This window comes from Moraxella oculi, from assembly GCF_023336735.1.
Taxonomy (GTDB): domain Bacteria; phylum Pseudomonadota; class Gammaproteobacteria; order Pseudomonadales; family Moraxellaceae; genus Moraxella; species Moraxella oculi.
This window is the reverse complement of sequence record NZ_JAMBAQ010000014.1, coordinates 23,076-44,301: the sequence shown is the minus strand read 5'-3', so window position 1 is coordinate 44,301 and position 21,226 is coordinate 23,076. Positions and strand designations below refer to the sequence as shown.

At 42.1% G+C, this 21,226-nt stretch carries 25 protein-coding genes; 6 read left to right on the top strand and 19 right to left on the bottom strand.

Annotated elements, in window-relative coordinates; all coding sequences use genetic code 11:
• Window positions 1–91 precede the first annotated feature (91 nt).
• The gene (locus M2R47_RS07445; protein ID WP_249101164.1) at window positions 92–1,660 is read right to left on the bottom strand and encodes an AbgT family transporter; all 1,569 of its coding nucleotides are present in this window, start codon (window positions 1,658–1,660) and stop codon (window positions 92–94) included.
• A 248-nt stretch (window positions 1,661–1,908) separates the two neighbouring features.
• Window positions 1,909–2,109 carry a Fe-S cluster assembly protein IscX gene (iscX, locus tag M2R47_RS07440; protein ID WP_249101161.1) on the bottom strand — a complete coding sequence of 67 codons (201 nt, stop codon included), beginning with the start codon at window positions 2,107–2,109 and terminating at the stop codon, window positions 1,909–1,911.
• A 112-nt stretch (window positions 2,110–2,221) separates the two neighbouring features.
• On the opposite strand from iscX, the gene M2R47_RS07435 reads away from it, so the two are divergent.
• From M2R47_RS07435 to M2R47_RS07425, 3 genes are all read left to right on the top strand, one after another.
• Window positions 2,222–2,968 (top strand): epoxyqueuosine reductase QueH, encoded by a 747-nt coding sequence (locus tag M2R47_RS07435; RefSeq protein WP_249101158.1) that lies wholly within the window; start codon window positions 2,222–2,224, stop codon window positions 2,966–2,968.
• A 293-nt stretch (window positions 2,969–3,261) separates the two neighbouring features.
• Window positions 3,262–4,788 carry a catalase gene (locus M2R47_RS07430; RefSeq protein ID WP_249101155.1) on the top strand — a complete coding sequence of 509 codons (1,527 nt, stop codon included), beginning with the start codon at window positions 3,262–3,264 and terminating at the stop codon, window positions 4,786–4,788.
• 167 nt (window positions 4,789–4,955) lie between these two features.
• Entirely contained in the window at window positions 4,956–6,050 is a 1,095-nt protein-coding gene (locus tag M2R47_RS07425; protein WP_249101151.1) for an AI-2E family transporter, read from the top strand.
• A 112-nt stretch (window positions 6,051–6,162) separates the two neighbouring features.
• On the opposite strand, the gene ilvC is transcribed toward M2R47_RS07425, so the two are convergent.
• The 4 genes from ilvC to M2R47_RS07405 are packed head-to-tail and all read right to left on the bottom strand — an operon-like array spanning window position 6,163 to window position 9,762.
• A complete protein-coding gene (ilvC, locus tag M2R47_RS07420) occupies window positions 6,163–7,185 on the bottom strand; it encodes a ketol-acid reductoisomerase (RefSeq protein ID WP_249101148.1) in 1,023 nt (340 codons plus the stop codon).
• Between the two features lie 50 nt (window positions 7,186–7,235).
• Window positions 7,236–7,538, bottom strand: a complete 303-nt coding sequence (locus M2R47_RS07415; protein ID WP_249101145.1) for a putative quinol monooxygenase — start codon at window positions 7,536–7,538, stop codon at window positions 7,236–7,238.
• On the bottom strand, window positions 7,538–8,044 hold the full coding sequence (gene ilvN / locus M2R47_RS07410; protein WP_249101143.1) for an acetolactate synthase small subunit: 507 nt from the start codon (window positions 8,042–8,044) through the stop codon (window positions 7,538–7,540). The genes M2R47_RS07415 and ilvN overlap by 1 nt, the downstream gene beginning before the upstream one ends.
• Window positions 8,044–9,762: an acetolactate synthase 3 large subunit gene (locus M2R47_RS07405; RefSeq protein WP_249101184.1), complete on the bottom strand. Its 1,719-nt coding sequence runs from the start codon at window positions 9,760–9,762 to the stop codon at window positions 8,044–8,046. Before M2R47_RS07405 ends, ilvN begins: the two co-directional genes overlap by 1 nt.
• 607 nt (window positions 9,763–10,369) lie before the next feature.
• Between M2R47_RS07405 and M2R47_RS07400 the strand changes: the two genes are divergently transcribed.
• A complete protein-coding gene (locus M2R47_RS07400; RefSeq protein ID WP_249101140.1) occupies window positions 10,370–10,717 on the top strand; it encodes a hypothetical protein in 348 nt (115 codons plus the stop codon).
• 69 nt (window positions 10,718–10,786) lie between these two features.
• Here M2R47_RS07400 and lysM read toward each other — a convergent pair whose 3' ends face one another.
• The 6 genes from lysM to M2R47_RS07370 form a co-directional block, all read right to left on the bottom strand.
• Entirely contained in the window at window positions 10,787–11,284 is a 498-nt protein-coding gene (gene lysM, locus M2R47_RS07395) for a peptidoglycan-binding protein LysM (RefSeq protein ID WP_249101137.1), read from the bottom strand.
• Between the two features lie 425 nt (window positions 11,285–11,709).
• Window positions 11,710–11,943 (bottom strand): acyl carrier protein, encoded by a 234-nt coding sequence (acpP, locus tag M2R47_RS07390; protein WP_249101133.1) that lies wholly within the window; start codon window positions 11,941–11,943, stop codon window positions 11,710–11,712.
• A 211-nt stretch (window positions 11,944–12,154) separates the two neighbouring features.
• Window positions 12,155–12,883: a 3-oxoacyl-ACP reductase FabG gene (gene fabG, locus M2R47_RS07385; protein ID WP_249101131.1), complete on the bottom strand. Its 729-nt coding sequence runs from the start codon at window positions 12,881–12,883 to the stop codon at window positions 12,155–12,157.
• Window positions 12,880–13,833: an ACP S-malonyltransferase gene (fabD, locus tag M2R47_RS07380; RefSeq protein ID WP_249101126.1), complete on the bottom strand. Its 954-nt coding sequence runs from the start codon at window positions 13,831–13,833 to the stop codon at window positions 12,880–12,882. The genes fabG and fabD overlap by 4 nt, the downstream gene beginning before the upstream one ends.
• Window positions 13,834–14,040: 207 nt before the next feature.
• Window positions 14,041–14,223 carry a 50S ribosomal protein L32 gene (rpmF, locus tag M2R47_RS07375; protein WP_249101123.1) on the bottom strand — a complete coding sequence of 61 codons (183 nt, stop codon included), beginning with the start codon at window positions 14,221–14,223 and terminating at the stop codon, window positions 14,041–14,043.
• Between the two features lie 265 nt (window positions 14,224–14,488).
• Complete coding sequence (locus tag M2R47_RS07370) at window positions 14,489–15,025, bottom strand: YceD family protein (protein WP_249101121.1); 537 nt, start codon at window positions 15,023–15,025, stop codon at window positions 14,489–14,491.
• A 128-nt stretch (window positions 15,026–15,153) separates the two neighbouring features.
• Between M2R47_RS07370 and M2R47_RS07365 the strand changes: the two genes are divergently transcribed.
• Both M2R47_RS07365 and M2R47_RS07360 read left to right on the top strand, forming a co-directional pair.
• Window positions 15,154–15,879: an elongation factor P hydroxylase gene (locus M2R47_RS07365; RefSeq protein ID WP_407069057.1), complete on the top strand. Its 726-nt coding sequence runs from the start codon at window positions 15,154–15,156 to the stop codon at window positions 15,877–15,879.
• 9 nt (window positions 15,880–15,888) lie between these two features.
• The gene (locus M2R47_RS07360; protein WP_249101115.1) at window positions 15,889–16,443 is read left to right on the top strand and encodes a Sua5/YciO/YrdC/YwlC family protein; all 555 of its coding nucleotides are present in this window, start codon (window positions 15,889–15,891) and stop codon (window positions 16,441–16,443) included.
• Window positions 16,444–16,782: 339 nt separating this feature from the next.
• On the opposite strand, the gene rplQ is transcribed toward M2R47_RS07360, so the two are convergent.
• The 7 genes from rplQ to secY all read right to left on the bottom strand — a co-directional run bounded on the left by rplQ (window position 16,783) and on the right by secY (window position 21,223).
• A complete protein-coding gene (rplQ, locus tag M2R47_RS07355; protein ID WP_249101112.1) occupies window positions 16,783–17,142 on the bottom strand; it encodes a 50S ribosomal protein L17 in 360 nt (119 codons plus the stop codon).
• Window positions 17,143–17,159: 17 nt separating this feature from the next.
• Entirely contained in the window at window positions 17,160–18,164 is a 1,005-nt protein-coding gene (locus tag M2R47_RS07350) for a DNA-directed RNA polymerase subunit alpha (RefSeq protein WP_249101109.1), read from the bottom strand.
• Window positions 18,165–18,188: 24 nt separating this feature from the next.
• On the bottom strand, window positions 18,189–18,830 hold the full coding sequence (rpsD, locus tag M2R47_RS07345) for a 30S ribosomal protein S4 (RefSeq protein ID WP_249101106.1): 642 nt from the start codon (window positions 18,828–18,830) through the stop codon (window positions 18,189–18,191).
• 12 nt (window positions 18,831–18,842) lie between these two features.
• Window positions 18,843–19,235, bottom strand: coding sequence for a 30S ribosomal protein S11 (gene rpsK, locus M2R47_RS07340; protein WP_003656963.1), 393 nt, complete (start codon window positions 19,233–19,235; stop codon window positions 18,843–18,845).
• 20 nt (window positions 19,236–19,255) lie between these two features.
• Complete coding sequence (rpsM, locus tag M2R47_RS07335; protein WP_249101104.1) at window positions 19,256–19,612, bottom strand: 30S ribosomal protein S13; 357 nt, start codon at window positions 19,610–19,612, stop codon at window positions 19,256–19,258.
• A 128-nt stretch (window positions 19,613–19,740) separates the two neighbouring features.
• A complete protein-coding gene (rpmJ, locus tag M2R47_RS07330) occupies window positions 19,741–19,857 on the bottom strand; it encodes a 50S ribosomal protein L36 (RefSeq protein WP_249101101.1) in 117 nt (38 codons plus the stop codon).
• A gap of 22 nt (window positions 19,858–19,879) precedes the next feature.
• Complete coding sequence (gene secY / locus M2R47_RS07325) at window positions 19,880–21,223, bottom strand: preprotein translocase subunit SecY (RefSeq protein ID WP_249101099.1); 1,344 nt, start codon at window positions 21,221–21,223, stop codon at window positions 19,880–19,882.
• Window positions 21,224–21,226 lie beyond the last annotated feature (3 nt).

Below are 21,226 nucleotides of genomic sequence, written 5' to 3'. Positions count from 1 at the left end.
CGTCATCACCAAGCATTAAAAGCGATACACAATACCATCACTAACAAAAAAACATCCCCTAAAGTTTTTAGGGGATGTTTTATCCATTCAATCACGGGGTGTAATAAGTCGCTGTTCCTGGTCCAACAGGCAAGCCAAGAACAAACACCCAAATACAAAACAACGCCGTCCAACCCACTAAGAAAATCAGTGAATAAGGAATCATCAATGACATCAGCGTACCAACACCTGTGTCTTTCTTATAACGAATTGCCACCGCCATGATCAAACCAAAATAGCTCATCATCGGCGTGATGATATTTGTCGTACTGTCGCCGATACGGTATGCTGCTTGAATCATTTCAGGTGCATAACCTGTGAGCATGAGCATGGGTACAAAAATCGGTGCGGTAATGGCCCACTGGGCAGATGCCGAACCCAGCATGAGATTGACAAAAGCACAAACCAAAATAAATCCAACCAACAATAAAGGACCAGTAAGGCCAATATTATTCAAAAAGCTGGCTCCAGACACCGCCATGATCTGACCGATATTAGACCAGTTAAAAAAGGCGGTGAATTGTGCTGCAAAAAATACCAATACGATGTACATGCTAAGCGAACTCATGGCATGACTCATGGCATCAACCACATCGCCACCGTTCTTTAACGACCCAGTTATACGGCCATAGATATAGCCTGGAATGGCAAAAAATACGAATATGAATACCACGATACCATGCAAAAATGGAGACCCTGCCACCAAACCCGTCTCCGCATTTCTTAAAATGCCATCATCAGGAACAATCGTCCAGGCGAGCAACAGACAGAAAATCACCATTGATACGCCTGCCCACATCAAGCCTTTTTTCTCATCAGCCGTCAGACGCTCAACCTTATTATTTAGCACGGTTGGATCATCAGCATCGGCAGGGTTGTACTTACCCAAGGCTGGCTCGACAATTTTTTCGGTAACAAAATAACCAAGACCGCTGATTAAAAAGGTACTGACCGCCATGAAATACCAGTTGGCTTCTGCACCTACGACATAATCAGGATCAATGATGCGTGCAGCTTCTTGGCTAATCCCTGACAATAATGGATCTACCGTACCTAGCAATAAATTGGCACTATAACCGCCCGACACGCCTGCAAAAGCCGCTGCAAGCCCTGCCAAAGGATGTCGCCCAAGCGAATGAAAAATCATCGCTGCCAGCGGAATCAATACCACATAACCAAGCTCCGCCGCCGTATTTGACATGATTCCAGAAAAAATGACCACAAATGTTACCATCTTAGGTGGTGCATTCATCACCAGACCACGCAAAGCAGCCGAAATCATTCCAGAACGCTCAGCAATGCCCACACCAAGTAAGGCAACCAATACCGTACCTAGCGGAATGAATCCTGTGAAATTTGACACCAAATTCTCAACAATCTTAGCAAGACCCTCACCATTGAGTAGATTGACAACATAAATCATGCCATCTTCACTACGACCTTTCGCTCCCACTGGGCGTGGATCGACCACTGAAACGCCAAGATATGACATGACCGCCGATGACACAAGCAAAATCGCTGACATCCACACGAATAAAATCGCAGGATGTGGCAAAAGATTGCCTAGCCATTCCACGCTCTTTAAAAAGCGTCCCATGCGACCCGAATTTTTTTGTTGCATAACATTTCCCTTCTCATTTTAGACAGACATTGTCCAATATCCATCAATCACTTGTGCATTAAGTAAACGCATGCTTGCGCACCAACACGCCTGCATCACTTCATACGCCCATTTACTCAATGTATTAAAACACAATGATGCAACAAAAACAAACATTTTGTTATAAAAAGTAAAAATTTTGTGTCAATTTGGTTTATAAAAAAAGATGGCATTAAGCCATCTTTTAAAACATGCTCACTGATGATTGGTCAATCCAACTCATCAAGCCATGCCATCTGAATCGCCTCTAAAATGGCCTCATTGGATTTATTTGGATCGTCTGAAAAATTTTCCAGCTCACAAACATGGCGATGCAAATCCGTATAACGAATGTACTGCACATCAATATCAGGATATTTTTCAGCCAGTTCAATGGCGATGTCCAAAGGGTTTTGCCAGGTTAATTTCATGATTGACCCTACTGTCTATGCAAAGAGAGATTTAGCCAATTTTAGCAAATTTTTTCAATCAATGCTATAATAACCCCCTCATTACTATTTTTCATAAAAATTGCAAAAGATCATGACTGTACATAAACACCATCCTACACAAACCCAGACATCCGCTCAAAAAAAAGGCAAGCAAATCGCCAAAGCCGACCCCAGTAATCCACATTTGACACCGATTGACCGTGAAATTTTAACTCCGCCAAACGGACATAAAAAAGTCTTGTTGCATTCATGCTGCGCCCCTTGCTCAGGGGAGGTGATGGAAGCCATGATTGCCAGTGGTATTGAGTTTACCATTTATTTTTACAATCCTAATATCCACCCCAAAAAAGAGTATGAAATTCGCAAAAATGAAAATATTGCTTTTGCCAAAAAACATGGCATTCCTTTCATTGATGCTGATTATGATATGGATAATTGGTTTGCTCGTGCCAAAGGCATGGAAAAAGACCCTGAACGAGGTCCTCGTTGCACCATGTGTTTTGACATGAGATTTGAACGCACCGCCCTATATGCCCATGAACATGGCTTCCCTGTGATGACAAGCTCGCTCGGGATTAGTCGCTGGAAAAACATGGCTCAAATCAATGACTGTGGTCATCGTGCCGTCGCCCCTTATGAGGGATTGGACTACTGGGATTTTAACTGGCGTAAAGGCGGTGGCAGTAGCCGTATGATTGAAATCAGCAAGCGTGAGCATTTTTATCAACAAGAATACTGTGGCTGTGCTTATTCGCTCCGTGATACCAATAATTTTCGCCGTAGCCAAGGGCGTGAACCCATTAAAATCGGCGTGAAATATTATGGTGATGATGAATAAGGGTTAATCCACCCACTCTTGCCAAAAAAAGACTGTCATGAACTGATGGTCTTTTTTTTATTCGCATAAAAACCATTACAATATTTAAAAAATAAATTAAAATTATTATAATTTATTTAATAATTAAATCAGTTATCATCAACATCAGCACAAATCATCAGTTCATACAACATCATGATAGACACCAATTCATAGTGAGTGTCATTTTCATTAGTTACATAAGACAAACCAAGGTTTGAACTGGTATTTGCTATACTTAAATCATCACACCACCCAACCAATAAGGAAAACCCATGTCAGAAATGAAATGTCCCTATTCAGGCACGCCACTTACTCGCAGCAATGGCACCCCTGTCGTTGACAATCAAAATTCCTTGACCGCAGGGGCAAGAGGCCCCATCTTAATGCAGGATCTATGGCTAAACGAAAAACTTGCCGACTTTGTGCGTGAAGTCATTCCAGAACGACGCATGCACGCCAAAGGCTCTGGTGCTTTTGGTACTTTTACCGTAACAAACGACATCACCCAATACACCAAAGCCAAGATTTTTAGCGAAATTGGCAAACAAACCGAAATGTTCGCACGCTTCTCCACTGTTGCAGGTGAGCGAGGTGCGGCCGATGCTGAGCGAGACATTCGTGGTTTTGCTCTAAAATTCTACACCGAAGAAGGCAACTGGGACATGGTTGGTAATAATACCCCAGTATTCTTTTTAAGAGACCCGCTCAAATTCCCCGACCTAAACAAAGCAGTCAAGAGAGACCCACGCACCAATATGCGTAGCCCAACCAACAACTGGGATTTTTGGACGCTCCTACCAGAAGCGTTGCATCAAGTTACCATTGTCATGAGTGATCGTGGCATTCCAAAATCCTACCGCCATATGCACGGTTTTGGCAGCCATACTTATAGTTTCATTAACGATAAAAATGAGCGTTTTTGGGTAAAATTTCACTTTCACACTCAGCAAGGCATTAAAAACCTAACCGATGCTGAAGCAGAAGCCGTGATCGCCAAAGACCGTGAAAGCAGCCAAAAAGATTTGTATGATGCCATCGAAAAAGGCGACTATCCAAAATGGAAAATGTACATTCAAGTAATGCCAGAAGAACAAGCAAACAGCGTGGATTTTCACCCTTTTGACTTAACCAAAGTTTGGTCAAAAAAACAATTTCCCTTGATTGAAGTGGGCGAATTTGAACTCAATCGCAACCCCAACAATTACTTTTTAGATGTGGAACAAGTCGCCTTTGCCCCCAGCAACCTTGTTCCCGGCATTGGTGTATCGCCTGACCGCATGCTCCAAGCACGCCTTGTCAACTACGCTGACGCACAGCGTTATCGTTTGGGAGTGAACCGCAATCAAATCCCAGTCAACGCTCCTCGCTGCCCTGTCTACTCAAACCACAGAGATGGTCAAGGGCGTGTTGATGACAATTATGGCAGTCGTCTGCATTATGAGCCAAACAGCTTTGGGCAATGGCAGGAACAACCTCAATATGCCGAACCACCATTTAAAATTGATGGCGATGCCAAAAATTGGGATTTTCGTGAAGATGATGACGACTATTTTAGCCAGCCAAGAGCCCTGTTTCATCTAATGACCGATGCACAAAAACAGATTTTATTTGATAATACCGCAAGAGCGCTGGGTGATGCCTTAGACTTCATCAAATACCGCCACATTCGCAACTGCTACTTCTGCGATCAGACCTATGGTGAAGGGGTGGCAAAAGCCTTGGGAATGACGGTAAAAGATGCCATCAAGGCTTATGACACCGATCCAGCCAAGCATTTAGCAAGTTGCCTTGCTCCATGAACCATCAAACAATAGACCCTAAAAACCGCTTTGTGATCCAAGGCGGTTTTTAGACATCAAATGACCAAACATCGTCCACCATCATCACTTCATCTTGATTTTATTCACCATTATTTGACAAAATTTTGGTATGATGCACTTTTAATAAATAAGATTCAGAGTATTTCATGACAACGGATTATCTACCTCCTAGAGCGCTGATTGTGTTTGGCTTTGCAATCCTGTTATTACTTGCAAGCTTTTATTATTTGACGCAAGTCTGGCTCATCGTCTTTGGTGCTGTACTGTTCGCCGTATTTTTGCTAGGATTGACTGACTACGCCAAAAAAATACCCAAGCTGGGTAAATATCTACAACGCTTACCACACACATTTTTGGTTGGTATGGTCTCTGGCATATTGCTATTAATCATCGGTGGCTTTGTGGCAAATTTTGGCAATGAGCTGGCCGATCAGTTCGCCGACATCAAGCAAATGATTCCCGCCGCCTTCATCAGTGTTGATAGCTACTTACAAGGTTACCCAACCATTTATGAGTGGGTAACGAATCGAGAGTGGTTTGTTGAAGTGCGTCAAAACCCAGAGTTACTATTTTCTCAGTTTGGACAGAATGCCATTGGAAGCATCTCAATGCTACTTGGTGGATTCATCAGCGGCATGGGAACTTTCATTGTCATCTTGCTACTTGGGTTGTTTTTAGCATTGCATCCGACAATGTATCAGCGTAGTTTTATCGCCCTAGTCCCAAAAGCACATCGAGATAAAGCCAAATACCTGCTTGAGTGTAGCTATAATGCACTTAAACAATGGCTGGTAGGTCAACTGGTAGTAATGGCTTTCGTCGGTGTTTCAACGACGATTGCACTGTGGTTGATGGACATCAGCTTTGCATTGGCACTTGGCGTGATTGCCTTTGTGCTTGATTTCGTGCCTGTGATTGGTCCTTGGTTGTCAGCCGTGCCCATTTTACTGGTCACGCTATTGGTTGCTCCAGACATGTTGCTTTGGGTGCTATTGATGATCATCGTCGTACAACAAGCCGAAAGCTATATCGTATCTCCAATCGTCCAGCAAAGATTGGTGGATTTACCGCCAGTGGCTTTATTATTATCACAAATCATCATGGGTTCGATGACGGGCATTCTAGGAATCGCATTGGCAACGCCACTCATGGTTGTGGTCATCGTCTGGGTGCAAGTGCTTTATATCAAATTTACCCTAGGCGACCATCAATTAAACATCATGGGTCAAAATGATGTTTAGCATCATAACCACCAAGTCATGTAATGGTCTACACGCCTTGGGAATCCACACTCAACACCAAAAACAAAACCGCTCTTTTGAGCGGTTTTGTTTTTTAAGATAAAGCATCAAATCAGTTTTTTTCTTTATCAATGATTTTACTGTCAGTAATCCAAGGCATCATCGCACGCAACTTAGCACCTGTTTTTTCGATTTCGTGTTCAGCAGTTTGGCGACGACGAGCCGTCATTGATGGATAGTTCAGCTGACCTTCGCTAATGAACATCTTGGCATACTCTCCTGATTGGATGCGTTTTAGAGCATGACGCATCGCTTCACGAGACTTGTCATTGATGACTTCACAGCCTGTTACATATTCACCGTATTCAGCGTTGTTAGAAATCGAGTAGTTCATGTCTGCGATGCCGCCTTGATACATGAGATCTACGATCAGCTTTAATTCATGCAGACATTCAAAATAAGCCATCTCTGGTGCATATCCTGCCTCCACCAAAGTCTCAAAACCCATTTTGACCAGCTCAACAGCACCACCACACAAGACAGCTTGCTCACCAAATAGGTCAGTCTCAGTCTCATCTTTGAATGTGGTTTCGATGATGCCAGAACGACCGCCACCTACACCAGAAGCATAAGATAACGCCACTTGCTTGGCAGTTCCTGATGCATCTTGATAAACAGCGATCAAATCAGGGATACCACCACCATTGACGAATTCTGAACGCACTGTATGACCTGGTGCTTTTGGAGCAACCATGATCACATCAAGATCTTTGCGTGGAACGACTTGGTTATAATGAATGGCAAAACCATGAGCAAAAGCAAGCGTTGCACCTTCTTTGATATTTGGCTCAATCACTTCATTATACAATTGCTTTTGAAATTCATCAGGTGTTAAAATCATCACCACATCCGCCCCTTTAACAGCATCGGCAGTTTGGGCGACTTTCAAGCCAGCGTTTTCGGCCTTTTTCCATGATGCCGAACCTTCACGCAAGCCAACAGTCACTTCCACCCCTGAGTCTTTTAGGTTTAATGCATGGGCATGACCTTGTGAACCATAGCCAATGATGGCAACTTTTTTGCTTTGAATGATTGATAAATCACAATCTTTATCATAGTAAATATTTAAGCTCATACGAGTTTTCCTTGTTTAAATGTGCCATGACTGGCGGTTGGTTAAAATGTTTATTCAAAAAATGAGTCAGCCGACACTGTCACCAAAGGTTGATAATGTCGTTCAACATTGGCAGAAATCCGACCCCATGATGATGCTTTTGTCCGAGATTGATGAAAGTCAAAAGCCGCCTTATCCACAAATTCTTCATGAACCCAATATTTTCTTGCGTCATTCATATCAGGCGTAACATCAAATCTGATGCACCCTGCTTCTTGTCTGGTCAGTTGAATGTGTGTTTCAAGTGCTTGTAGTATTAACGCTTTATCCTTAGCATCAATGATGATAAAGCCAGTTAGTATCACCTTATGCATTACAAACTCAATATTTTTTCGCCTCTGGCAATCCCAATCACGCCAGAACGCACCACCTCCAAAATCTTATCTCGTCCAATCACATCGATAAAAGCATCTAATTTGCCAGCATCGCCTGTAATCAAAATGGTGTATAAGTTTGGACTGATGTCAACGATTTGCGCACGAAAAATATCCGCCGTGCGGTACAGTTCATCACGATGTACCCCAATGGCTCTTACTTTAATAAGCATCAGCTCACGCTCAATGTGCCCACCGCCAGAAATGGCGGACAAATTTTGAACCTTCACCACTTCGATCAGCTTGTGTAGCTGTTTGGTGATTTGCTCAATTCGATCGGCCGTAGTGATGGTTGTCAGCGTCAATCGAGAAAGTGTTGGGTCTTCTGTGGCTGCGACATTGAGTGTGTCAATATTATAACCACGCTGACTAAACAGCCCTACCACACGAGACAGCGACCCTGCTTCATTTTCCATCAATACAGAAATTAGATGTTTTTTTGCCATTAGGTACGCTCCCCTTTTGATAGCCACATATCACGCATGGACTGACCAGCGACCTGCATCGGATACACATGCTCCGCTTTATCCACATACACATCAATGAATACCAAACCTTCCATCTCCAAGGCCGCTTTTAGCTCAGCCTCCATTGTCTTGGGGTTTGTAATTCTAACACCTTTATGCCCATAGCTTTCGGCAAGCTTGACAAAATCAGGTAAAGACTGCATATAGCTTTGAGCATGGCGACCCTCATAAAGCATGTCCTGCCACTGTTTAACCATGCCAAGCTGGGCATTATTCAGATTCAAAATTTTAACAGGCAGGTTATATTGTAAGCAAGTAGACAACTCTTGAATGTTCATCTGAATTGAACCTTCACCAGTGATGCACACGACGGTCTTTTCTGGATAAGCCAATTTGGCAGCCATTGCGTATGGCAGACCCACACCCATGGTACCCAAGCCACCAGAATTCAACCACTGGCGTGGCTCATCATACTTATAATATAAGGCGGCAAACATTTGATGCTGTCCAACATCAGAGCTGATAATCGCTTTACCATCTGTCAGTTGGTATAAGGTTTGCACAACACGCTGTGGCATGATGGCATGAATTTTGGCATCGGTATCAGAGCCATATCGCAATCCATGTCGCTTACGCCATTCATTAATTTGACACCACCAGTCTGCCAAAGCAAATTCATCCAAGCGTCTATCGCCCAACTTGATGAGTGCAATCATTTTATTAAGCACAGCCTTGACATCACCAACAATCGGAATGTGTGCCGAAATGGTTTTTGAGATGGAAGTAGGATCAATATCAATATGAATGATGGTCGCGTGCGGACAGAATTTTTTGGTATTATTCGTGACACGATCATCAAATCTGGCACCCACTGCCAAGATGACATCGGCATGATGCATGGCTGTATTTGCTTCATAAGTACCATGCATGCCTAACATACCAATGAACTGATCGTCCGTACCAGGATAAGCCCCCAGCCCCATCAGAGTATGAGTTACTGGTAATTTTAACAGATTGGCAAGTGCACGCAATTCATCAGACGCATTGCCTTGCACAACACCACCTCCTGAGTACATCACTGGTCGCTTGGCAGATAGTAATAACTCTACCGCTTTTTTGATTTGGCCAGCATGTCCTTTGGAGGTCGGTTGGTAGGAGCGTAAAGACACAGACTGCGGCATGACATAATCAAATTTATCAGCAGGATTGGTCATGTCTTTTGGAATGTCTACCACCACTGGTCCAGGTCTGCCTGTACTGGCAATAAAAAAAGCCTTTTTTATGATGGTGGGGATGTCTGCAGGGTTACGCACTTGAAAGCTATGCTTTACCACAGGTCGAGAGATGCCGACCATATCACATTCTTGGAACGCATCATCACCAATGAGTGTGCTGGGCACTTGACCTGCCAAAACGACCATAGGAATCGAATCCATAAAGGCAGTGGCAATTGCTGTTACAGTATTAGTAACTCCTGGACCCGAGGTCGCTAAAACCACACCCGTCTTGCCCGTCACTCGACTATAAGCATCAGCCATATGTCCTGCCGCCTGTTCATGACGCACCAAGACATGTTCGATTTTATCCTGCTTAAATAAGGCATCATAAATATGTAGAACCGCCCCACCTGGATAGCCAAAGATATGAGTTACACCCTCATCAATCAACGCCTGAACCAAAAGTTCAGCCCCAGACATCGCAACAGTTTCGCCACGAGCAAGCTTGGCTTGATTATCATAAAAATTTTTGGCGGCGTCTGCCGTCTGAGTATGCCCTGTCATATTGGGGGCTTGTGTGGTATGCTCTGTCATCGCTATTCCTTGTACTAAGTAGATGATTAACACAAACCAAATTGCTAAAGACAAAAAATAAGCAAGAAACTGACAAGAATTTGGCAGGAGTTCGTCTTGCAGACCGGTAAGTCCAAAGCAATGTTAAATCAAGCATCAATAAACGGTAATCTATCTACTTTTCTTCAACAAACGCAGCCAAAGGATGATCGCTACGCCGACTTTGATGAATGGTAAAACCATCGGTGATGAAGCATCAAACTTATCAAGATAAGTCATCAGAATCAATTTTTATTGATATTTATATTACCGCAAAACCAACACTTTGCCAAGAACATTTTAGACAGAAAAGGCAAAATTTTTGTAACGCATAAAAACGCACAATCAGTCTTTTTTATTCTAGCTAACAAGCTTATTCAAGCAAAACGCTTGCATGCATCGTTTTTGATTCAAGCACCAATGATAAAATGATGCTACAATATGATCAAATTCAATCACGGTTAACCATCCACTCATGAATGTTCTTTATTGGTGCTTATTACTCATGCTGGCATGCAGCACCCAAAGCAGTAACGCCATCACCATCTACCAAAGCATTGGAAAACATGGCGAACCTACTTACAGCCAATTCCCACCGAACGGACAATATGTGATATTAAATTTTTACTTACCCAAATCCAAACAACTCCCAACAGAACTTCAAAAACAATGTCAGATTTTGCGTGATAATCTTGCCGTCCTTAGTGCAGGTGGTGTCATACAGGAAATGGACGAACAAGGCAATCAAAAACTACTTAATGCTGATGAGGTCGCATTGCGTACATCACAAACCAAAACTGCCTTACAACAGCATTGTCAATGAACAAAATAATAAAAAAGACCGATCATCACGGTCTTTTTTTGCCCAATATCCTAATGTCAATCATGTCAATCAGTTAGGAATACGCAACACTTGACCAACATAGATTTTATCTGGATCTGACAGCATCGGTTTATTTGCGTCAAAAATTTTCATATAATCATTGGCATTGCCGTACATTTCTTTAGCGATTTTAGATAAAGTGTCGCCAGATTGAACGGTATAAAAACGAGACTCCTGCTCTTGAACTTCCACCACAATATCATCAACAACCGTCTCAACATATTGCACATTACCCACAGCAAGACGAGCACGCTCACGATCAGCTTGCGTCTTGGCAGTACCCGTCAATGTGACGGTATCTGTGTCTGCGTTATAATTGACAGATAAGCCACTGATTTGTACATTTTGTGCCTGAATGCGATTGAGTAGTAGATTGGCAATCTCTTGTGCGGTTGGTTCAGCTGGCGTTTGCGTCGCCTGCGTGTTTACCAAATCGGCCGCCGCATCTTTTTTATTACGATTAAAAATCTTATCACCAATATCTTTGGCAAAGCTAAAAATACCCATAAATAGACTCCTTGTATGACATCATCGCTTAATCAGCTAAACGATTACTAAATGAGGAATGTGAATCATCTTACTTGAAAAATTCATCTAGCACCGCTAAATTTTGATATCAATTTGTTATGAAATGTAGCTATTATTACCAATGCATCACAATAAAGCCTGATGGATTTGAAATGACCATCTTAGCAACTTAATGATACAAGCATTAAGACTGCCTGACAAACCATACATCTTTTTAAAAGATCAATAAAAATGATGATGTGTTCGCACACATGAACCTTATTCCTCACGCCAAAATTTTCAAACAGTGTGATGATGAGTGATGATAAACAGTTTAAAATCTGCTGCGTATTTGTGATACAAAACACCCCAAAGGTTAGTGCCTAACTTTTGGGGTGTGTTTGATAAGGGTTTTTATGGCTAGATTAAAGCTTTGCCGTTACATAATCAATTGCTTTTTGAACAGTGGTCAGCTCCGCTGAATCTTCATCGGGAATGGTGATGCCAAAATTGCTTTCAAACGCCATCACAAGCTCTACTAGGTCAAGCGAGTCAGCACCTAAGTCATCCATAAATGATGCGTCATTTTTAATGTCGGCAACATTCAGACCAAGTTGCTCTGCCACAGCATCTTTTACTTTTGCTTCAATATCACTCATAGAATTTTCCTTTTTTAATCAATGGACAAATGCTCACATCGACACCATGTCGACTTTGGCGATTTATCATAACAATTCAAGTGGTGCATATCATAAAACATTTTTACCAAGAGTGCAAGTTTTATGAATACAGTTGTTCACATTTATTTAAAAAAACATCACATGATCAGCATGCCAGTCATTTCTAATTTTCAGCAAATTGCACGCTCAATCACATGTACATGCCACCATTAACCGCCAGCACTTCTCCTGTGATGTAGCTGGCTTCATCACTTGCCAAGAAAGTTACGGCAGCCGCAATCTCTTCTGGCTGTGCCATACGCCCCAATGGCACAGCATCTAGCATTGAATTGACCAAACGCTCATCAAGCTCTTCAGTCATGTCTGTTTCCACAAATCCAGGCGCAACACAATTCACCGTTACCCCACGAGAGCCGATCTCACGAGCAAGTGCACGCGTAAAGCCTTCAACACCTGCCTTAGAAGCAGCATAGTTCGTCTGACCTGCGTTGCCCATCTGCCCCACCACCGAAGTGATGTTAATGATGCGACCAAAGCGTGCTTTCATCATGCTGCGAATGGCACGGCGAGCAGTACGATAAATTGCAGTTAAATTGGTATCCATCACTGCTGACCAATCCTCACTTTTCATCCGCATCAAAAGACCGTCTTTGGTAATCCCTGCATTGTTGACCAAAACATTGAGACCGCCATAGACACTGTCTATTTCATCAAACAATTTATCAATCGCCTCATCATCGCACACATCAAGCACACGACCAATGCCATCAAACTCACTTAAGTAGTCTGCAATCAACTCTGCACCTTTTTCGCTGGTGGCTGTGCCAATCACAAAACAGCCCTCATTGGCAAAACGCTGAGCAATCGCTCGACCAATACCACGAGAAGCACCCGTTACTAAAACAATTTTTCTACTCATGCCAAATTCTCCAATTTTTCAAGGCGTACCAGCTTGTCACTTGGCAAAGCACTGATTGGCTCTGCTTGACGCTTAGCAATATTTGATAACACATTACCAGGACCGCATTCAATGATGACATCGATGTGCTTATCCACCAGTTTTTGCATGGTTTTTGCCCATTGTACTGGCATAGAAAGCTGCTCAATCAATGCGGCTTTGATGTCATCAATCGTTTCATGAATGGCAGCGTGGCGATTTTGAATCACTGGAATTTGTGCCATTTCAAATGTCGTTTGATTCAATAAAGCTGCCAACTTGTCGGTCGCAGGGTTCATTAAAGCACAGTGTGAAGGTACCGATACCTTAAGAGGCACCGCCTTTTTCCCCAAGCCCTCAACAGCAGACAACACATGAGATACACCAATTTCAGTACCAGCCACAACCACTTGACCTGGACTATTAAAATTAGCAGCGTTAGCAATGCCCACACTTGCGGTCGCATCTTCACATAAGCTGACCACCTGCTCATCTTCCAAGCCCAGCACTGCTGCCATTTGCGTCTCAATGCCTAATACCGCATCTGACATGTACTTGCCACGCTCATGCACCAGTTTGACTGCATCAGACAGACTAAGCACGCCACTTGCCACCAAAGCACTGTACTCACCTAAAGAATGCCCTGCCAAACATACAGGCTCAATGCCTTGCGATTTTAGCTTATCAAAAACAATGTGCCAAATCGCAATGCTTGATGCCAAAAGTGCAGGCTGTGTATACTTTGTCTGATGCAATCGATCTTCATCTTGTGTCACCGCCCACAAATCAAACCCAAGTGCAGCACTTGCCTCATCAAAAACATCCTTTACGACGGCAAAATGTTCAGCCAGTTCATTCATCATTCCTACTGTTTGCGAACCTTGTCCAGGAAAAACAATAGCCACTCGTTTTAAGGCGTTACTTTGTGTCATAAAATACCCATCTTATGCTTTATACTTTCATCTATCAAACAAAAATTTGGTGCCTAGTTTACCATAAAAAATAAACACTTGTTTACTAATTTTTAAGCAATATTGAAATTATGTCAGTTCATTTTGCTTGATTTTTTAAATCAAAAAGCCAAGCACATTGAGACAATGCAACTTGGCTTTTTTAATGTTGAGAATATTACCTACCAATCAGCTTTCTTGGCTTACCTTGAATAGCTGACGACCACGATAAAAACCATCTTTGGTCGCGTGGTGGCGAATGTGTTTTTCGCCAGTAGTAGAATCAATGCTTAATGCATTCAAAATGATACGGTCGTGTGAACGACGCATGTCGCGGCGTGAGCGACTTTTACGGTTTTGTTGAACTGCCATGATAGCTCCTAAATTCGACACATTTAAGGTGATTTATGATTTAACGGTCAAATCACCAAAAAAAGGCATTTAATTAAAATGCGTATTAAAACTGTTTGTACTCAAATGAAATGATGACATTAAGACACAGCACCTTTTGCCTTAATACCTAGCAAGCACAATAAATGCCATATTATACAGAAAACTTCGATGATTTTCAAAGATAAATTTAAAAAAATATCATAAAAAATTTATCAAGAATTCAAAACCCACTAGTTTTGCATCATCAGTTAAGCCTGCCTTTAAGTGCTTGTAAGGCAGCAAATGGATGGCCTTCCAAATCATTGCCGTCTTCTTGGGTCATTTCAATTGGCAGATCACACGCCTCATGGCGTGGTGACAACGGCAACATAAGCAACAATTCATCTTCTAGCATATTTTTAATTGGCAACACTCTTCCCAAGCCCAATTCCTCAATCAGCACATATTCAGCATCTTGAATCTGCTCAATTTGTTGCTCATCAGATAAAATTGCCAAACGATATTCATCAGTCACATCAATCACCATTGAATCAAGACAGCGTTGACAAGTTACCGCAAGCCCTCCTGTTATTGAAAAGTGCAACCATAAAATGCCTTGCTCTTTTTTCAATAGTACTTGCACCTGCAACGACTGACTGCCGATTTCTTGAGACATCTTTTGACTTGATAAACGCTCAAAAATTGAAACAGGCACAGTTCCCGACCATGCAAAACCAATATCCGCCCATTTATCTAGCATGATATTTTCAGGTAAGTCTTTGTTTTGGCCATACATATTCATGACAATCCTCAATATTTTTGCGTATTATTTCATAAATTCTAACAATTTTCACGCCAATTTCAAAAATATTTGCAACTTAATAAATGATGTTATAATAGCCATGATCATACTTGACTCCAATACCAATCATGACAACTGCTGTTAATTTTTATGATTTATCGCCAAACGACAAACTAAATCCAAGCGATGATGTTGCCGAAATACTGACATGCTGGCAAAATTTCTTTGATGACGACTGCGTTCGTGCCGACATCGCAAACCTCACACGACATTTTGATGCAGGCGACTGGCAACGCCATCACCAAACTTGGCAAGAAGCTAAGGTTGATGATGATAAGGCATTGACCGACTGGCTCATCTCACTATTTAACGAATTGTTCAGTCAGACAAACACAGCAATTCCAACCATGTTAGTTCGTGGGGATGATGAACCCGAATATTTTCCCGCTCACGATGAAATGCCTGCACGCATTGAATTTGCCCATGGGTTTTTTGCCAGTGCATTACACGAAATCAGTCATTGGTGCATGGCTGGTAAATACAGACGCACCTTAAATGACTTTGGCTACTGGTATGAAAAAGATGGAAGAAACGCTCAAACACAAGCGTTATTTGAGAAGGTAGAAATCAAACCACAAGCCATTGAATGCTTATTCAATCAGGCGTGTGGACGCTACTTTTATGTATCACAAGATAATTTAGATGCAGATTTCGACACCAGCCAAAGCACTTTTGCCCATGATGTCCATCATCAAGCAAAAATCTACTTAGCCAGTCCAAATACATTACCAAAAGATGCTCAACGCCTTCTTTGGATCTTCTTATATATTTGCCAAAAATTTCCAAGCCATTAAGGATTGACCATGCAAACCCTTTATTTACACCCACAAAACCCACAGCCAAGATTACTAAAACAAATTGCCAACGCCCTAAACGATGCACAACTCATCATTTACCCAACACAAATGGGTTATGCCATATTAAGTCATATGAACGCAAAAAATAACCTTCATAAAATCTCAACGATTCATCAAATCATTAATACCACTCATCACACCTTACTGTGTAGAAGCTTGAGCGACGCTGCTCAATACGCAGATATTAACAATCAGCAATTTAAAATCATTAAAAATCAATCAAACGACATCGCTCGTTTTATTTTAAGCCCCACAAAACAAACGCCAAAGTACCTTAATACAAAAAATGCGATTGGCATCCACATCACAAACCACCCTTTGACGAATGCTTTAATCGACTTACTAGAGACCCCTGTGGTCATTCACGAACTGCACCATGAAATTATTGACACTACCACAACCTATGAAATACAGGAAAATCTTAGTCAACACATTGACATTTTAGTTGATGCTGGAACCATCAATCCCTCACCATTAAGCACTAAAAATCTGATTGAGTAGCCAAGCACAGACAGCACTACCACTAATAAAAATCCCAGATTTATAAAACCGCACCCCAAAGGTTAATCCCAACCTTTGGGGTATTTTTAGGAATAAACAATGGACATGACTGGATCTGAAATGAGTGATTGTGTCTGATTGCCCTGTGATTATGATGAAATGCATAGCAAACCAAAAGGACAAATTAAAAAGGACTAAGTCTCTTGTATTGTTCTTTGAACTTCACAAGAAACTTAGTCCTTAACAAAACCACTTAGTTTGCTGAACCCAGCCTTTAATTTGTAATTCAAGATCTAAAGTTCATCATAAATTGGTTTTTTCATTAAGGTCAAGCCGTGTTTATGGTCGATCCACCAACTCAACATAAGCCATCGGTGCATTATCACCATCACGATAGCCACACTTAATGATACGCAAATAGCCACCTGGGCGAGTTTGATAACGAGGGCCTAATTCATTGAACAACTTGCCAACGATTACCTTGTTACGAGTACGGCTGAATGCCAAACGGCGATTGGCAACAGTATCTTCTTTCGCCAAAGTGATTAGAGGCTCAGCTACACGGCGCAGCTCTTTCGCCTTAACCAAAGTAGTCTTGATTAGTTCATGTTCAAACAGAGAGTTAGTCATGTTTTGGAACATTGCCTTACGATGGCTGCTGGTGCGACCCAGCTTAACGCCACTATTACGATGTCGCATGGTCAGTATCCTTTAAATTAACGGCTACGGTAAGAGAAACGATCATCAACCCTAAGATCACTTGGTGGCCATGTTTCCAGACGCATACCAAGCTCCAAACCTTTAGATGCAAGGACATCTTTAATTTCGGTCAATGATTTCTTACCAAGATTTGGGGTTTTTAGTAGCTCGGTTTCTGAGCGCTGTACCAAATCGCCAATGTAATAAATATTTTCAGCTTTTAAGCAGTTTGCTGAGCGAACCGTCAGTTCTAAATCATCCACTGGGCGTAACATCACAGGGTCAATTTCTTCTTTCTCCTTGACAGGTTCAACGATTTCTTCAGCCTCCAAGTCAACAAAAATTGCGATTTGTTGCTGTAGAATGGTTGCCGCCTTGCGAATTGCTTCTTCTGGATCAACCGTACCGTTAGTTTCAAGCTCAATGATCAGCTTGTCTAGATCAGTACGCTGCTCAACACGAGCATTCTCAACATCATAAGCAACTCGCAGAATTGGGCTAAAACTTGCATCAAGTTTTAAGCGTCCAATTGCTTTTGAGTTCGCATCTTCACGACGCTGATTGGCAGGCTCATAGCCACGACCTGTAACCACACGCAAACGCATTTTTAAATGCCCTCGCTCGCTAAGCGTACCCAATACCAAATCAGGATTGGCAATCTCAACATTGTGTGGCAACTCAAGATCAGCAGCAGTAACAACACCTGCACCCTGCTTATCTAAAGTCAGATATGCTTCATTTTGATCATGTAATATGATTGCCAAACCTTTTAAGTTCAGTAATAAATCAAGCACATCCTCTTGAAGACCTTCAAGTGTAGAATACTCATGATCCACACCTTCAATCTCCGCCTCAATGACTGCAGCACCGGACAATGAAGAAAGTAGAATACGACGAAGGGCATTTCCTAGTGTATGCCCAAAGCCCCTTTCCAACGGCTCGAGCGTGACCTTGGCAGTCGTTTCATTAACCGCATCCACATGAATGGTGCTAGGTGTTAGAAACTCAGTTGCGTTTGTCATAGTGTCACCTCGATTTAGTTCGGATTATTTAGAATATAGCTCAACAATTAAGCTTTCGTTGATTTCAGCAGGTAGTTCACTGCGTTCTGGTGCAGTTTTAAAAGTACCTTGAAGCTTGCTATGATCAACATCAAGCCATTCTGGAATACCACGCTGTGTTGCCAGCTCAATGGCATTTTTAATACGAAGTTGCTCTTTTGATTTCTCGTGAACAGCAATCACATCACCATCTTGCACTTGAATTGAAGGAATGTTCACACGAACAAACTCATCACGACCTGCTTTTTTTAGCAGAATTGCACGATGACTGACCAACTGGCGAGCTTCTGCACGAGTTGCACCAAAGCCCATGCGATAGACAACATTATCTAAGCGACGCTCTAGCATACCAAGCAAGTTTTCGCCAGTTGCACCACGCATACGCGCAGCTTCTTTATAATAATTAGAAAATTGACGCTCAAGTACGCCATACATGCGCTTGACTTTTTGCTTTTCACGAAGCTGTGATGCGTATTCAGAAGTTTTATTTTGGCTGTTGCCATGCTGACCAGGTGCACGACTTGCTTTTTTAGTTTTTACATCATAAGGCTTAACACCTGATTTTAGCTGCAGGTCAGTACCTTCACGACGTGACAATTTTAATTTTGGACCAATATAACGGGCCATGTGTCTTTCTCCTTAAACGCGACGCTTCTTAGGTGGGCGGCAACCGTTGTGTGGAATTGGGGTAACATCGCTGATACTATTAATCTTATAACCCAATGCACCTAATGCACGAACCGCAGACTCACGACCTGGTCCTGGACCTTTAACCAAGACATCAACATTTTTAACACCGTAGGTTTCTTGTGCTGTTTTACCAGCAACTTCAGCAGCAACCTGAGCAGCGAAAGGTGTTGATTTGCGTGAACCACGGAAGCCTTGTCCACCTGAGGTGGCCCAAGCCAATGCATTACCTTGACGATCAGTAATGGTTACAATGGTGTTATTAAAAGACGCATGAATATGGGCGATACCTTCAGATACCGAGCGACGAGCCACTTTTTTGCGGCTACGAGTGTCTTTTGCCATCTTTTAGCTTCCTAAATTAGTTACTTTTTAATTGCTTTGCGTGGACCTTTTCGGGTACGCGCATTAGTTTTTGTGCGCTGACCGTTTACAGGCAAGCCTCGACGGTGACGAAGACCACGATAGCAACCCAAATCGGTTAGACGCTTAATATTCATTGAAATTTCACGACGAAGGTCACCCTCAGTAGTGTAATTTGCAACTTCTGCACGGACAGCATCTAGCTGTGCATCATCCAACTGACCAATTTTAGTAGTTTCGTTGATACCAACGGCAGCAAGAATTTGCTTGGCGGTAGTACGACCGATACCAAAAATGTAAGTTAGTGAAATCACTGCGTGTTTGTTGTCCGGAATGTTTACACCGGCAATACGAGCCATTGATTTCTCTCCATTAGCACAAACGCATTTGCATTTGCTAGTTTACTCTACTGCTGCATCATAACAGCATGGCAAGTAGCGGATAATACATTATCCGCTACTATTTTGCAAGAATTAATTTGTAAAAATTAACCTTGTCTTTGTTTATGGCGTGGCTCTGAGCTACAAATAACCAAAACTTTGCCCTTGCGGCGAATGATTTTGCAGCTGCCACAAATTTTTTTAACTGATGCTTGAACTTTCATGTCATGCTCCTAAAAGTACGCCCTAATGATTTGGCGATTTAATTAAGGTTTGGTCGTGATATTGATGTTTCATCAGATGTGCTTTTATCTGTGCAATAAAATCCATCAAAACAACCACCATAATCAGCAAAGAAGTACCACCCAAAGGAATGGCAGCACCGAAAGATGATTGCACAACCATTGGCATCAAACAAATGATTGCCATATACATCGCACCAATAAAGGTTAGGCGATTTAAAACAAAATCTAAATAGCGTTTTGTCTGTTGTCCAGGTCGAATACCAGGAATGTATGCACCACTACGCTTTAAGTTTTCTGCGACTTCCTTAGGATTGAACATCAATGCCGTATAAAAATAGCAGAAAAATATAACCATAGCACCAAATACCAATAAGTAAAGTGGCTCACCTTGATGTAAAACCAAGGCAAGATTCTGAATGATACTTTGGAAAAGCGTTGGGTTTTCCGTTGGTACAATAAAATGTCCAAGACTTGCAGGCAACATTAACAAAGAGCTGGCAAAAATTGCAGGAATGACACCTGCCATATTAATTTTCAATGGCAGATGTGATTGTTGTTGAGCATAAACTTTACGACCTTCTTGTTGCTTTTGCGCATAGTTGACTGGAACTCTACGCTGAGCCCTTTCAATAAAGACAATCGCTGCAGTTACCGCAATACCCAACAATAAAAATACTAAGGCTGTTAGCAATTCCTTACTACCACCATTACTACCAACAAAAATTCCTGCGATCATGGATGGAGCGCTTGCAACAATGCTAGCAAGAATTAGCATTGAGATACCGTTACCAATACCCCTTTCTGTAATTTGCTCACCCAACCACATTAGGAACATTGAACCCGCAACAAGCGAAGTAACAGCAGGTATATAAAAACTCAATCCAGTTGACAATGTTAGATTTTGAGAAATCAATCCTGCTGACATACCGACAGCCTGCACAAAAGCCAAGGCCAAAGTACCTTGGCGTGTATATTTGTTTAATGTTCTACGCCCTGCTTCGCCTTCTTTTTTTAAAGCCTCCAAAGAAGGTACGACAACTGACATCATCTGCACCACAATAGATGCAGAGATATAAGGCATGATACCCAAAGCCATGATGGACATACGCTCTAAAGATCCGCCAGAAAACATATTAAACATTCCCAGGAATGTGTTTTCGCCAGCTCTAAAAAAATCAGCCAAACGAATCGGATCCATTCCAGGTACAGGTATGTGCGAACCCAGACGATAAACAATCAACGCTCCAATTAAAAATAACATACGATTCCACAGTTCATCGTACCTTCGAATGAATATGAGAGGATTTAGAGGAATGTTAGATTTGGACGCTGATTGTTTGGACACGAT